The following is a 13,662-nucleotide window of genomic DNA, read 5'->3' as shown; positions in this document are numbered from 1 at the left end:
TTAGGCAAAATGCTTTGACATTTTTAGTTGAAGCATTTGTTTAAATTCTTGTGACTGATCAACTTTAATCGCTACTTGATGATAGCTTTTTTTAATGCCTAACATAAAGGTCACTTCCACTGGCTCTTTCATTTTTAAAATAACGTGCGGATAAGCTTCACCAAAATCACGTGCCACGAAATCTATCGTATCCTTTGATAATTTTCCTTCTAACTGTACCTTATCCTCTACGATCTCTTCAATTTTATTAAAGTCGATTTCTGTACGCTTCATTAAACCTAGCGAAATATATATTGTCTCGTCTGTTACGTATACAGGATTTAATCGAACCGCCTGCATATCTGCGATAAAAAAGATGACTGAATACACATTAAAAATGAGCAAAATAATGGAAAGGATCATAGACTTCTCATGTAGCCACCAGTGAATGCCAATTGTTTCAATCACAATACCGTGGATAATCATCAGTTGAAAAGCGATATAGCTTGAATTTTTATGCAAAGTGAAACCGGGTCGTTCTTGTCGCTTCCAGTTAGCAAATCCATAATAAAGGACAAGTAAATCGGAACAAACCATTTGAATGACAGGATGCTGCGGTATTTGTTTTTCCACAGCTTTTGAAAATGAAAATAAATCTGGTAATGAACTGGCGCGTACATCGGCAAGAACCCTTGGCAAATAGCGTACAAGGGTAGCAATGAGAAAAATTTCCAATACGATCACCATGCCTTCAATGGCAAAGCCTGCCCACGTGACTGCGACAAAAGGCTGAAGATGCTCTATCGGAATGATAAAACGTGCGGCAAGACAGCCAATTGCGGCTAATAAAATGGCTTGCTTTAATGAAAACTTCCCTTTATAAAGCATCCATAATACAGGTATGATGACTACTAAATCAATAAGGGAACCTAGGACAACTCCATTTGTTTCAATTGGCAAGATGGAAGAACCAAGCCCCGTATTATAAAGCGTATAATTGCTGACTAACACGATGAATAAAAAGGCTAGCCATATATGCTGCTTTTTCCTTAAAACCATCATTCTAACGCCCCCCACATACTATTAATTTCACTTTATTGTAAATGGTGAATCATGTATAGATTACAGGCATAAATAATCATATTTTTTCCATTTACGTTCAAGATTTTTTCACAATTTAATATTTTGCAGGAATTTCTTGCGATAAACATGTGGTGAATAGCCTGTATATTCTTTAAACTTCTCAATATAATAGCTGACTGTACTAAAGCCTGTATTGGCAGCTATTATTGTGACGGTTTGCTCGTCATCCCTCAATAATTCAATACTTTTGCGCAGTCGATATTGTAATAAATAAGTAAAAGGTGTCAGTCCAATTATTTTCTTAAAATAACGACTACACTCAGCCCTACTTACATACACATGCTTCGCTAAATCCTCTAACGTTATTTTTTGCTGATAGTGCGTATGTAAAAAATTCAGCATCACTTTAGCCCGTTCTTGTTGCACGATGATCGAGGGGTCCATAATCTCTTCAGTTAGCAAAGATTGGGTTAACATCAATTCCCAAATGTATAGCAGCTCTCTCCATACTTTTAGTTGATAAAAGGCATCTTGCTCTCGCAAAATCTCAGCCATACATGCCACTTTTTGTGATAGCTCCTTTGTAAGCTTGACGTATGGCAGTCGCTGATTCGTTAAATAAGGTTGAACATAATTAGTTATAAAAATACTGCCTTCATGTCCTCCGATGATTATAGGATCTACATTTATACAGTAAACAATAGCCTGCTCCATTTGAAATGGCTTTGCCTCATGTAATTGTGAGGCGTTGATGAATAGCCCTTCCCCCTCCTCTAAAACTATAACATTCGCTCCTATCCGATACTTAGCACGTCCACTTTTGAGATATACAAATTGAATTTCTTTATGCCAATGAAGCGGTAGAAAATCCATACTATCCATGCTCATTTTTGTTTCATACAAGGCAACTGGAAATTCTTTCGATCCATGCAATGTTAGCTCTTGTAAATCTTTCGCAACTTTTATATGTGTTAAAGGCATTCTCATCACCTCAATATATTGATATTTTTAACATGTTAACACGATATTTATTGGTTTATGGATCGCTTATAATCACTTTATATTGATAGTTTAGGAGATGTTCATCCATGAATCAAATCATCCCAAAAAATCGGTCCCTCGGTTTTTTACTAGTTATCCTCGGGGCAAGTTTTTGGGGAATCGGTGGAACCGTAGCCCAAAGACTGTTTCAGCAGGAGCAAATAGCTGTAGAATGGCTAGTTTCTAGTCGTCTACTTTTGTCTGGTCTATTACTCATAGGAATATATAAAATAACCCATCGACAAGGGTCAATATTTGTAATGTGGCGGACAAAACAAAATGCAATGAGACAACTTCTATTTAGTTTACTCGGCATGCTTGCTGTCCAATATACGTATATGATGTCTATTTCTATTGGAAATTCAGCAGTAGCCACGCTTCTACAATATTTAGCACCGTTGTTCATTATGGCGTATTACTTCTTATCTAAGCAAAGCCCGCTGACAAAACAGGATAGTATTGCTGTTACACTTACGCTTGTGGGAACCTTTTTATTATTAACAAATGGGTCCTTTTCAACACTGTCAGTTCCTTTTATGGCGGTCTTCTGGGGTGTAGTATCAGGACTTTCAGTTGCCTTTTATACACTATATGCAGTTCCACTTCTCCAGCAATTTCATTCCTTACTTGTTGTAGGTTGGTCCATGATCATTGGGGGAATCGTTATGAGTTTTTTCCATCCACCATGGGCTATTGATGTATCAGACTGGACATTTTCTACGATTGCCTATTTTCTTTTTATTATTATATTCGGCACCATGCTAGCTTTTTGGTTTTATATTGCTAGCTTGCATTATTTATCCCCAAAGGAGTCAAGCTTGTTAGGTAGTTTAGAACCATTAATGGCCGTCATCACAAGTGTATGGTGGTTAAAAATAAGCTTTGGAGGTTATCAATTTATTGGCACTTTGCTCATTCTTCTAATGATTCTATATCTCACAGTGTTTCAGAAGAAACAGGCTTAAACACCCAAATATCTGATTTTTCTAATTTCATGTAGTTAATACCTCCTATATTAAATATTGGTTTATATAAATTTATACATAAAATTTACATATTTCATATATCTTTTCTCCTTGTTTGTCTACTATACTGAAAATAAATGACAAACAAAAAAGGAGGTATTATTGATGAATAAAAAAGTTATTTTTTTCGAGGTTGAGGGTGGCACAGATAAAGGACCAGATGGCTATCGTCCAGATACAATGCCGATGGTGGAAGCTTTAAAGCAACGTGGACAAGATGCAGAGGTGCTTTTTTTTGATAATGCAAAAAAACAGCAAATTTTTGACTACGTGAAGGAACATGGTGCTGCCTATGTATCACGTATAAACCCTGGCAATTTACAACATGAAGAAGAATATTTTGCGATGCTCCGAGAACTTTGCCAAGTCGGCGTAATGGGCATGCCACATCCCGATGCGATGATTAGCTATGGCTCTAAAGATGTATTATCCAAGCTGATTGCTACTAATTTAGTACCTGATGATACGTTCGCCTATTATACGATTGAGGCATTTAAAGCGCAATTTCCTACTTCACTAGCATTAACAGAACGTGTTCTGAAGCAAAATCGTGGTTCTACAGGTGAAGGTATTTGGCGTGTAAAATTAGTAGAACCTCTAGCTGAAGGAATGACTGAAGTTCCACTAGATGCACAAATTAAATGTACGGAAGCGAAAGATAATCATGTTGAATATTGGTCGCTTGGAGACTTTATGACATTCTGTGAGCCCTATATTACTGGACTGAATGGTATGTTGATCGATATGCGTTTTCTTCCTCGTATTACAGAAGGTGAAGTTCGCTTATTGATGTTGCGCAATCACCCTGTTCACGTGGTACATAAAAAACCTGCTAATACTGAGGATGCCTTTAGTGCAACATTATTCTCAGGTGCACAATATCGCTATGATTCACCAAAGGATTGGCAAGAGCTGGTCGAAAACTTTTTATCGCAACTCCCTCAAGTAACGAGCCTATTAGGGGGTTATGACTTACCACTAATCTGGACAGCTGATTTTATGTTAGATACGGATGAAGCTGGAGCAGATTGCTATATATTAGGTGAAATGAATTGTTCTTGTGTGGGCTTTACGTCAGAGCTTACCTTAGCACATCAAGTAGCAGAAGAAATTTTGGCCTGTCTCCAAGAGCAGTCAACAGTCGTTTCACCATCATAAAAAAAGTGCGATCTGAGTGATCGCACTTTTCATATATAAATTTTAATTGCTTGTATAAATTCATATATAAAATATCCAGCAAAGCCAATTAACAAGAATCCTGCGACAATCGTAAATGTTTTAATCATTTTACGATTCATGGCTTTACGCGTAACTGAGACAATGGTTAGTAAACCAAGATCGTGGAGTAAAATTCCACTCAGAACGCCTGCAGCAATAATTAAAAAGCTTGATTGCTCCCCTTGTCCATAAGATTTAGCTAGAACCACGCCGAATACATTGACCCAAAAAACAAGGTTACCAGGGGAGATCGCTACCAATAATCCATTAAAATAAGAGGCAAAAAAGGACTTGGTTACTTTTTCTCCTGCCAATGTAATATCATGATCGGCATTCTTAATAGAGTCATAGCCTAACAAGAATAAAAAGCCCGCTCCAATGATCCACATCGGAAGCTGTACCATAGGCATAGCCAAAATGGAGGCTAATCCCATATACAAGGCAAAAACTAATACGATGTCAATGGTCATGCCACCAAGCCCTACAGCCCAGCCGTGCAGAAAACCATTTTTGAGTCCTTGCTTTGTCATTTCGACTGTAATTGCACCTACAGGCATGGCAATGGCAAGTCCCACTAATACATACGCTACATATAAACTCAAAAAAACACTTCTTTCATGTCATCGATAAGCTTCATACGTCCGTTTATACATTCATAATAGCATAAATATACTCAAAAGTAAATAATTATTAATAGTTTGAACATCTCTTTTCTAGATTTATAGCATTTGTTTTTTCCATTGTCTTAACATATCATTTGATTTCACGAGATCCATTTTCAAGGTAATTTGCTTGGTAGAACAGCGTTTTTTAGCTCTTTCCCAAGCCTCTTCTAAAGCAGGTAAATAGCTTAAATTTTTCGTAGCAGCTACAAGCTGTAAAAAAATATTCCCTTGAATAAAGTGCCAGCGAGGATTCATACCATCCAGCTGTATGGCTTCCTCAATGAGTCTAAGTGCTAAATAAGGGCTCCCCTCATGACGATTTAAAAATTGAGCAAAAGCACCCCAATAGAGACCCTTGTTAGGCTGTAATTTGATTGCCTCCGCAAATTGTACCATTGCTTTGTCCTGTTCTTTAGTAAGAACGTAGTATTCAGCCATCGTATAATACGCGTTTGCCTGTGCTTCAATGGGTCCGGCTAATAATTCGTCAATTACCTTCCCAAACTGTTCATCATCTTGAGTACCGATATAGGCTGTAAGAACATCTCGCTCTGGGTACGAGCCATCTGTACGCTCGGCACTTTGTATGACTTTTTCATCAGTCGTTTCGGGCATATTGGCATATCCATTTGCCTCGAGTAATGCAACATGTTGCTGAATAAGCTGATGGGTCTCACCTTCTAAATTTGTCTGGTTGGCAAGTATCTCCTTTGCTAGCCGATAACTCTCTTTTACTTGACCACTTAAAAATAAGTCATTCATTTGCTGTACTTGCTCATCCATTTGTTTTACCACCACTAAATCCTCACCTTCACCAAAAGAAAAATCTTATTGATAGTGTACCATCTTAGACACGCAAGCAAAAGCTAACTTATTCTAATTTTTCTACAATTCTTTTAATTTAAATGCTTTTACGTGTTGCTCTAGTGTATGTGCCATATGGGTCGTTTCATTCGAACCTTGTGCAACCTCATCAATACTTGCTGTTGTTTGCTGAGCTGCTAAAGTAATTCTATTCATGGCTCCTTCGATGTCTCTAATGGATTCAGTTAATTGTTGTATCATCTGGACAATTCGAGCTGACTTTTCATTTTCAGCAGTCACTGCATGAGAAATACTTATAATTTCCTCAACGGTCTTCGCTACAGCGTTTGAAATATTTCCCAACGATTGTGCTGTTAAACCGACAGTCTCTGTTCCTTTTTCAATATATTGCGTATTATCATTCGTTGACGACATTACTTGTTGAACATGTTTCATCATATCCTTAATAAGCTGTTCAACTTGTAATACTTCTGCATTGGACTGCTCTGCTAGCTTTCGCACTTCCTCAGCAACAATCGCAAAGCCTTTTCCTTGCTCTCCTGCTCTAGCCGCTTCGATAGAAGCATTCAGTGCTAATAAATTTGTTTGTGATGCAATACCAGCAATAGATGTTGTAATTGCCTGTATTTTAGCAGCAGACGTAACTAAGTTTTCAACAGTATGCTTCACTTCATCTGATCCACTTTGAATCGATGCCATATCATTATTTATGTCTTTGGCTAGCCTTTCTCCCTCTGTTGCTAGTTTCATTGTTTCTCGTGCATTATTAGCACTATCCGTAGCATTGTACTGGATTACCTGCAAGTCATCTGCTAAGGAGGTAAGCACTTCGGTAGCATTTTCAGCATGATGCATGCCTGCCGTCACAGTGCTTGTTACCTCTTCGATATTATGAGCGACCTCTTGAATGGTATTTGTCATTTCGTTTAAGGTGCAAGCGGTTTCATCTGCATTATTAGCAAGTGTATTAGAAGTAGAACGCATGGTCATGATCATACTTTGCAGGCTAGCGGTCATACGATTTAATGTCTTCGCTAAATCCTCCACCTCATCTTTGCTATTTACTTTTGTTTCAGCTACTGCTAAATTGCCATTCGCAATTTCTTTGGCCTGTTGAATGAGAACACTAATTGGCTTCACTTTTCGACGGATTAAAAACCCTGTAATAATTGAAGCAATCAGCATAGGGAAAATACTAATTAATATCCCACTTCGCACAACATCCCATGTACGCTCTTTGACAATATTGGCGTCAAAATCGATCACACTGATGGCAATGATTTCTTTACTTGAATCGTGGTCTTTGAAAATGGGCGCATAGCCCGATAAGCGATCCATGTCAGCATACGTATAGGGCTGAGAGTAAGTTGGATGCTTATCTTGTAACAACCTATCAATCGCCTCTTGATCCAAATAGAAAGAATCCCCAGGGGCAAATCCTTTCTCGGCTAAATGGTCGTCCAGCGCTAACAATGTACCGTCAAGGGACAGAATATATTGAGTTTGAAAAATATCTTTGTGTCCGGTTGTCCAGTTTAAGTCATTCCCAATCCGTTCCTGAGCTGCCTGGTCGCCACGCATGGCCTTGTCCATTAGTTCAGGAGCAATTAAACCAGTTGTAATATTGGCACACCCATATGCCTCCACACCAGCAGCATCATAAAGTTTATTGTAAGCAGTTATGTATGTAGCGAACGATGTAATCCCTAACATGACTACTAAAATACCAGCGATAATCGTTCCAAGTTGAAAAGTTAATGAATTTCGTAATTTCACGATTCATCTTCTCCCCCTTTCTTGTAATAATCTATGAATTTTCCCTTTATTTTCTCATCATACTATAAAAAGATGTATTAAAAAAGCATCTTTAATTTTTCCTATAAATAAAAGTATTGGATAAAAGTTCTGAATTATGCGATAATTGAAGTGGACTAACTTTATTTTGAGGCATTCAATCATTCATCTACAAAGGGGGGCTTACAATAAATAAACGTTTTCATTTTGTATCGCTTATTACTGGAAATTTGCTAACAATAGGAGCTATATTCATTTATGCCGTGCAAAGCCAAGTACATGTAGCCCTCAGTACGTATGCACTAGTGATGGGATTTTTAAGTACATTACTTGTGATTTTCTTTTATGTATGGGGAGATGAAAAGCAACAAATATCCAGTCGATTTTTAAAATAAAAAGAGTGAAATGATGTTCTAATGTTTCAAGCAATGATGTCCCTTGCTACCTTTGTAGAAAAGGGATTTTTTCATGTTTTCCAAGCTATTTTCTTCTGATTACGTCTAATTGATGTAGAAAAATTAAATTTTTTGTAGAAAATTTTAAAACAATGATTGAGTACTATATCAAATTTCTGTATAATCAGCTTGTTTGACAATACTTTTATGAACTTGGGGGTAGACAATTGGGTAAAGCATTGATTATCGGAGCTGGCGGAGTTGCCAGTGTTGTGGTACACAAGTGTGTTCAAAATTCGGACGTATTTGAGGAAATTTGTATCGCAAGTAGAACTGTTTCAAAATGTGACGCTCTAAAAGAAAAACTAGACGGCGGAAAAACAAAAATTCATACTGCACAGGTAGACGCAGATAATACAGAAGAGGTTATTGAGCTTATTAAAGCTTTCGGACCAGATGTAGTGATTAACGTTGCCCTACCTTATCAGGACTTAACGATTATGGATGCTTGCTTAGCGACAGGTGTGCACTATGTGGATACTGCAAACTACGAGCCACCTGAAACGGCAAAATTTGAATATAAATGGCAATGGGCTTATAAAGAGAAGTTTGAAAAAGCTGGCTTAACTGCATTACTTGGTAGCGGTTTTGACCCAGGTGTAACAGGCGTTTTCACTGCTCATGCGCAAAAACATGAATTTGATGAAATCCACTATATCGATATCGTGGATGCAAACGCAGGAGATCATGGTTATCATTTCGCAACAAACTTCAACCCAGAAATTAACATTCGTGAAATTACTGCGAATGGTCGTTACTGGAAAGAAGGCGAGTGGGTTGAAACGGCACCACTTGAGAAAAAAGAAGTGTATAACTTACCAGAAATTGGACCAAAAGATATTTACCTTCTATACCATGAAGAACTTGAATCACTAGCGAAAAATATTAAAGGTTTAAAACAAATCCGCTTCTGGATGACGTTCTCTGAAAAATACTTAACACACTTAAAAGTATTAGAAAACGTTGGTATGACATCAATCGAGCCGATCGAATTTGAAGGTAAAATGATTCAACCAATCCACTTCCTGACAGCGGTATTACCAGATCCAGCTTCTCTAGGACCACGTACAAAAGGTAAAACAAATATCGGTTGTATCATTCGCGGTCTAAAAGATGGCAAAGAAAAAACGTATTATGTGTACAACGTATGTGACCACGAAGAATGCTATAACGAAGTGGGCTCACAAGCAATTTCTTACACAACTGGCGTGCCAGCTATGATTGGTGCAATGCTTGTGATGAACGGCGAATGGCGTAAACCAGGTGTTTGGAATGTAGAAGATTTCAATCCAGATCCATTCATGGATGCATTAAATAAATGGGGTCTACCATGGCAAGAAAGCCATAACCCAGAGTTACTAGACCTTGATTTAGATGCAAAGGAATTAAGCCGATGAAACCAATTGATTTTTCAAAAGTTCCATCCCCTTCTTATGTAGTGGATGAGCGATTATTAACAAAAAATCTTGAGCTTTTAAAATCAATTCAAGATCGTACAGGCTGCCGCATTTTACTAGCCCTTAAAGGGTTCTCTATGCATTCAACTTTCCCTCTAGTAGGGGAATATTTAGCAGGCATTACAGCCAGCTCCCTGCATGAGGCACGTCTTGGCTATGAAAAAATGGGCAAAGAAGTACACGTTTATGCACCTGCTTATATTGAGCATGAAATGGACGAGCTTCTAGGCTATGTGGATCACGTCGTATTTAACTCATTTAACCAATGGGCTCAGTTCAAGGATAAAGTAAAATCTACTGGTAAAACAATTGAATGTGGTATTCGTGTGAATCCTGAGTACTCTGAAATTGAAACAGCTCTTTACGATCCTTGCTATACGAATTCCCGTCTTGGAACGACTTTGGCTAACTTCGATAAATCCCAACTTGACGGCATTGATGGCTTACACTTCCATGCAATGTGTGAACAAAACTCGGATACGCTAGAGCGTATTATTGAAGTAGTGGAAGAAAAATTTGGTGATGTATTACATCAAATGAAATGGTTGAATTTCGGTGGTGGTCACCATATTACACGTGAAGATTATGATGTAGAGAAGCTTGTGAACATCATTAATTATGTGCAAGAAAAATATAACCTGCTTGTGTATTTAGAGCCAGGTGAAGCAGTAGCACTTAATACTGGTTATTTAGTAGCTACTGTGCTTGATATTCAAGAAAATGGGATGGATCTTGCAATTTTAGATACGTCGGCAACATGTCATATGCCTGATGTACTTGAAATGCCCTACCGTCCAATGATTATTGGTTCTGGTCAAGCTAATGAATTTGCCCACACATATCGCTTAGGTGGATTAACATGTCTTGCTGGTGATGTTATTGGTGATTATTCATTTGAACAGCCATTAAAACCAGGAGATCGTCTTGTATTTACGGATATGGCCCATTATTCAATGGTAAAAAACCATATGTTTAACGGTGTTAACCTGCCTTCTATCGTTTCTTACAATGATGAAGAAGGTATTAAAATTATTCGTGAATTTAAATTTGAAGACTACAGTGGTCGTCTTTCTTAAGAAGGCGACAAAGCCCTTCCGTTTTTGCAGGAAGGGCTTCTTTTTATAGCTGTGTAGTCTTGGAATCTGTTCATACGTCGCCTTCGCCTTGTCCCAACATTACATACTATTTGAACATAAGAAAAACGTAGAAGCCTAAGCCTCTACGTTTTCTTTTTCATTTTCAAGCATTTTGTGTAAATAATTGATAATTTCACGAATACCCTCTAATGAATTGACGAGTATTTTTGGGTCAACATACGTAATCATTCGGTTTTCAAGATTAGCCACAGCTGTAAAATAGCGAGTTTTACTATAATTCACAAGTCCTAGCTGTTGAAGTATAGACTCATCTAAATCAAGAATTTCACGAGCTTCCGTAACAAGCAACCCATAGTTAACAACATCTGTATTCAATACAATCACCCGAGCAGTTGCTGTATTGGAAGTGCGATTATATAATATTCGTTCAAAATCTAGAACAGGCACAAGTTCCCCACGAATTCTTGTAAAACCTAAAAGATAGTTAGGTAAATGAGGAATAGGTGTTACCTGCTCTAATTTTTCAATTGAAATCGCTTGCTCTACAGGCACTGCATATTCCTCTGTACCACAAGCAAAAACTACTGCTTTTACACTTTCCATATGGTCACACCCTTCAAATTCGACTATTATTTTTTCGCAGATTCTTTGACGATCTCAACTAGTAAATCTGCTAATTTTTCTAATTCTTCAACGGGTATTTTTTCATTCGTCGTATGAATATCCTCATACCCAACTGATAAATTAACTGTTGGGATACCAAAGCCTGCAATCACATTTGCATCGGACCCACCACCTGAAATACCTAATGTAGGTGTACGATCAATTTGGCGTGCCGCTGCCATTGCCACTTGAACGACTTTGTCTGATTCGGTTACACGGAAACCTGGATACATAAGCTTCACTTCAACTTCAGCTCGTGCCCCTAATGAAGCAGCTACTTGTTCAAATGTCTCTTGCATATGCTTTGTTTGAGCATCTAATTTTGTTTTATCAATCGAACGCGCTTCAGCTAGAATAGTAACTTCGTCGCAAACAATATTTGTCGCCTGTCCACCCTCAAAGCGACCAATATTGGCTGTTGTTTCTTCATCTAATCGACCTAGCTTCATCTGTGCAATACATTTTGATGCAACTGTAATAGCTGAAATTCCTTTTTCAGGCGCAACTCCAGCATGCGCAGTTTTGCCGATAATCTTCGCGAAAATTTTCGCTTGGAACGGTGCTGCTGTCACAATGCCTCCAACTTTGCCATCACTATCCACAGCAAAGCCATATTTTGCTTTAATAATAGAAGGGTCCAATTCTTTGGCACCAACAAGACCGCTTTCTTCACCAGCAGTAATAATAAACTCAATATCTCCGTGAGCAATATTTTGCTCTTTTAAGCGTTTTACCATTTCTAGTAGTGCTGCAAGTCCAGCCTTATCGTCCGCACCTAAAATCGTTGTGCCATCCGATACAATATAACCGTCTTCGCGTAATGATGGCTTTATGCCTTTACCAGGAACAACTGTATCCATATGAGAAGTAAAATAGATCGGCTCTACATCTAATGTGCCTTTTAATGTGGCAATAATATTGCCTGCACCATGTCCGTTACGTGTATGGGCGTCATCTTGGACTACTGTAAATCCAAGTGCTGATAACTTATCGACTAAAATTGGTGCGATTTCTTGTTCATATTTTGTTTCTGAATCAATTTGAACGAGCTCAAAAAACTCTTCCACTAAACGACTTGTCATGTTGTAAAACTCCCTTAGTTTACGTGATTTTCCACGTTATAGTATAAGTATTATTTTAGCACAACGTCAGAAGAGTTGAAATCATTCAACAATACTACCCATATAAAAAGTCTGAGAAATTAATCTCAGACTGAACTTACGCATTGAAAATGGCCCCTTGTTCTTGTTCGATTGTTTGTAAATAGTTCGCTGCTTTATTATGTTTATCCTGTAAGCGCCAAATTGTATTATGTACATCATCTTGGACACGTGAAACCTGTTCTCTTGCGGTTGAAATTTTGGAATGGACCGACCAAGCTGAAAAAAGATCATCGAAGAAGTAGTCCGCAAATTTAACAAAACCATCTGTTTCGACTTGTAGTGTCTTTGTAGACATCTCATGAACATCTAATAACTCATTGTAAAAACGTTGCAACGCAATTTGGGCACTATGTATGTAATTTTCTGATTGATCAAGTGCACCATGCTTTAAGTGTGTAGCGATTACTCCACCACCAAAGAAAGTATCCCAAGTCGAATATTCGTTGGCCGAATGAAGTGACGCAGCTGCTTGCCCCAACTTTGTCAGAGCTACCTCCCCTGCTCCTTCTGCTTCTTGAATTTCAGTAATGAGTTGCTTCGTGTGCATTTTTTCCTGAGCTAAATGCTCCAATCTCTCTGCCTGTGCAGGATTATGGATTTGTAAATAGACCTTCTGTTTTGCGTGAATTTCTCGAAGCTCATCTTGTAAGGCTATTGTATTGATATGAGCTAATTTCTGAGTTATTTGAACTTTATCTTCGCTTAAATCCGTCTGTATTTTCTTCACTTCTTTAATTTTTAATTCAAGCACGGCTGCTTTATCAATTTTTTCAGCCCGTAATTCATCTTGTTGCCCCGTCCAAGTACGAATCATATTCATAAATGAGAAACCCTCTAATTTATGTAGTTTGGACCGAATTTGATTGAGTGTACTAAAATGTTTGTCTATTTCCTGTTGTGTATGCTCAATCTGCTTGTCAATTAACTGTCCCTGCTCGTTTAGCCTTGCCGCTTTTCTTAGTTGTGTATGAATCTTTTCCTGCTCTTTTTGTAATTGCTTCCATTCCATTCATATCAACTCCTTATATATCAGTACGGATGACAAGGAAAAATGTTTCAATTTTCATTGATAATATCACATACTAATTTTTGGGAATAAAAAGCCTAGTAACTGTATAGCTGAACTGAACCCCGAATAGTGGACACTTTAAAAAGTGACCCTATTCGGGGTTTTTTGTTCATTTCACAAAAAAATCT

At 37.9% G+C, this 13,662-nt stretch carries 13 protein-coding genes; 5 read left to right on the top strand and 8 right to left on the bottom strand.

What is annotated here, in order from left to right:
• Complete coding sequence (locus tag AC1Q6O_RS13115) at nucleotides 1-1,041, bottom strand: beta-carotene 15,15'-monooxygenase (protein WP_492401445.1); 1,041 nt, start codon at nucleotides 1,039-1,041, stop codon at nucleotides 1-3.
• A gap of 108 nt (nucleotides 1,042-1,149) precedes the next feature.
• Complete coding sequence (locus tag AC1Q6O_RS13110) at nucleotides 1,150-2,043, bottom strand: AraC family transcriptional regulator (RefSeq protein ID WP_492401444.1); 894 nt, start codon at nucleotides 2,041-2,043, stop codon at nucleotides 1,150-1,152.
• Between the two features lie 107 nt (nucleotides 2,044-2,150).
• On the opposite strand from AC1Q6O_RS13110, the gene AC1Q6O_RS13105 reads away from it, so the two are divergent.
• Together AC1Q6O_RS13105 and AC1Q6O_RS13100 are read left to right on the top strand one after the other, a co-directional pair.
• Nucleotides 2,151-3,068, top strand: a complete 918-nt coding sequence (locus AC1Q6O_RS13105) for a DMT family transporter (RefSeq protein WP_107922538.1) — start codon at nucleotides 2,151-2,153, stop codon at nucleotides 3,066-3,068.
• 165 nt (nucleotides 3,069-3,233) lie between these two features.
• Nucleotides 3,234-4,286 carry a Cj0069 family protein gene (locus AC1Q6O_RS13100; protein WP_107922539.1) on the top strand — a complete coding sequence of 351 codons (1,053 nt, stop codon included), beginning with the start codon at nucleotides 3,234-3,236 and terminating at the stop codon, nucleotides 4,284-4,286.
• A 29-nt stretch (nucleotides 4,287-4,315) separates the two neighbouring features.
• Here the strand turns inward: AC1Q6O_RS13100 and AC1Q6O_RS13095 are convergent, their stop codons facing one another.
• The 3 genes from AC1Q6O_RS13095 to AC1Q6O_RS13085 all read right to left on the bottom strand — a co-directional run bounded on the left by AC1Q6O_RS13095 (nucleotide 4,316) and on the right by AC1Q6O_RS13085 (nucleotide 7,612).
• A complete protein-coding gene (locus AC1Q6O_RS13095) occupies nucleotides 4,316-4,948 on the bottom strand; it encodes a LysE family translocator (protein ID WP_008178185.1) in 633 nt (210 codons plus the stop codon).
• Nucleotides 4,949-5,065: 117 nt separating this feature from the next.
• Nucleotides 5,066-5,794: a tetratricopeptide repeat protein gene (locus AC1Q6O_RS13090; protein WP_237068870.1), complete on the bottom strand. Its 729-nt coding sequence runs from the start codon at nucleotides 5,792-5,794 to the stop codon at nucleotides 5,066-5,068.
• 102 nt (nucleotides 5,795-5,896) lie between these two features.
• Nucleotides 5,897-7,612, bottom strand: a complete 1,716-nt coding sequence (locus AC1Q6O_RS13085; protein WP_342529895.1) for a methyl-accepting chemotaxis protein — start codon at nucleotides 7,610-7,612, stop codon at nucleotides 5,897-5,899.
• Between the two features lie 281 nt (nucleotides 7,613-7,893).
• Here AC1Q6O_RS13085 and AC1Q6O_RS13080 point away from each other — a divergent pair, with 281 nt between their 5' ends.
• From AC1Q6O_RS13080 to nspC, 3 genes are all read left to right on the top strand, one after another.
• Nucleotides 7,894-8,025, top strand: a complete 132-nt coding sequence (locus AC1Q6O_RS13080) for a hypothetical protein (protein ID WP_008181667.1) — start codon at nucleotides 7,894-7,896, stop codon at nucleotides 8,023-8,025.
• A 227-nt stretch (nucleotides 8,026-8,252) separates the two neighbouring features.
• Nucleotides 8,253-9,482 (top strand): saccharopine dehydrogenase family protein, encoded by a 1,230-nt coding sequence (locus AC1Q6O_RS13075; protein WP_008181665.1) that lies wholly within the window; start codon nucleotides 8,253-8,255, stop codon nucleotides 9,480-9,482.
• Nucleotides 9,479-10,618 carry a carboxynorspermidine decarboxylase gene (nspC, locus tag AC1Q6O_RS13070; RefSeq protein ID WP_025116106.1) on the top strand — a complete coding sequence of 380 codons (1,140 nt, stop codon included), beginning with the start codon at nucleotides 9,479-9,481 and terminating at the stop codon, nucleotides 10,616-10,618. Before AC1Q6O_RS13075 ends, nspC begins: the two co-directional genes overlap by 4 nt.
• Before the next feature lie 135 nt (nucleotides 10,619-10,753).
• Here the strand turns inward: nspC and AC1Q6O_RS13065 are convergent, their stop codons facing one another.
• From AC1Q6O_RS13065 to AC1Q6O_RS13055, 3 genes are all read right to left on the bottom strand, one after another.
• Nucleotides 10,754-11,242: a chemotaxis protein CheW gene (locus AC1Q6O_RS13065; protein WP_239355197.1), complete on the bottom strand. Its 489-nt coding sequence runs from the start codon at nucleotides 11,240-11,242 to the stop codon at nucleotides 10,754-10,756.
• Nucleotides 11,243-11,268: 26 nt separating this feature from the next.
• Nucleotides 11,269-12,384 (bottom strand): M20/M25/M40 family metallo-hydrolase, encoded by a 1,116-nt coding sequence (locus AC1Q6O_RS13060; RefSeq protein ID WP_008181660.1) that lies wholly within the window; start codon nucleotides 12,382-12,384, stop codon nucleotides 11,269-11,271.
• A gap of 136 nt (nucleotides 12,385-12,520) precedes the next feature.
• Entirely contained in the window at nucleotides 12,521-13,474 is a 954-nt protein-coding gene (locus AC1Q6O_RS13055) for a hypothetical protein (protein ID WP_342529900.1), read from the bottom strand.
• Nucleotides 13,475-13,662: the final 188 nt, after the last annotated feature.

The organism is Lysinibacillus sp. GW823-FHT06C08 (assembly GCF_058795135.1).
This window is presented reverse-complemented; position numbering and strand designations above follow the sequence as displayed.

Bases quoted from the DNA above. Each gene is read 5' to 3' on its own strand.
- AC1Q6O_RS13115 (WP_492401445.1), bottom strand. From the start codon at position 1,041: ATGATGGTTTTAAGGAAAAAGCAGCATATATGGCTAGCCTTTTTATTC.
- AC1Q6O_RS13110 (WP_492401444.1), bottom strand. From the start codon at position 2,043: ATGCCTTTAACACATATAAAAGTTGCGAAAGATTTACAAGAGCTAACA.
- AC1Q6O_RS13105 (WP_107922538.1), top strand. From the start codon at position 2,151: ATGAATCAAATCATCCCAAAAAATCGGTCCCTCGGTTTTTTACTAGTT.
- AC1Q6O_RS13100 (WP_107922539.1), top strand. From the start codon at position 3,234: ATGAATAAAAAAGTTATTTTTTTCGAGGTTGAGGGTGGCACAGATAAA.
- AC1Q6O_RS13090 (WP_237068870.1), bottom strand. From the start codon at position 5,794: ATGGATGAGCAAGTACAGCAAATGAATGACTTATTTTTAAGTGGTCAA.
- nspC (WP_025116106.1), top strand. From the start codon at position 9,479: ATGAAACCAATTGATTTTTCAAAAGTTCCATCCCCTTCTTATGTAGTG.
- AC1Q6O_RS13065 (WP_239355197.1), bottom strand. From the start codon at position 11,242: ATGGAAAGTGTAAAAGCAGTAGTTTTTGCTTGTGGTACAGAGGAATAT.
- AC1Q6O_RS13060 (WP_008181660.1), bottom strand. From the start codon at position 12,384: ATGACAAGTCGTTTAGTGGAAGAGTTTTTTGAGCTCGTTCAAATTGAT.
- AC1Q6O_RS13055 (WP_342529900.1), bottom strand. From the start codon at position 13,474: ATGGAATGGAAGCAATTACAAAAAGAGCAGGAAAAGATTCATACACAA.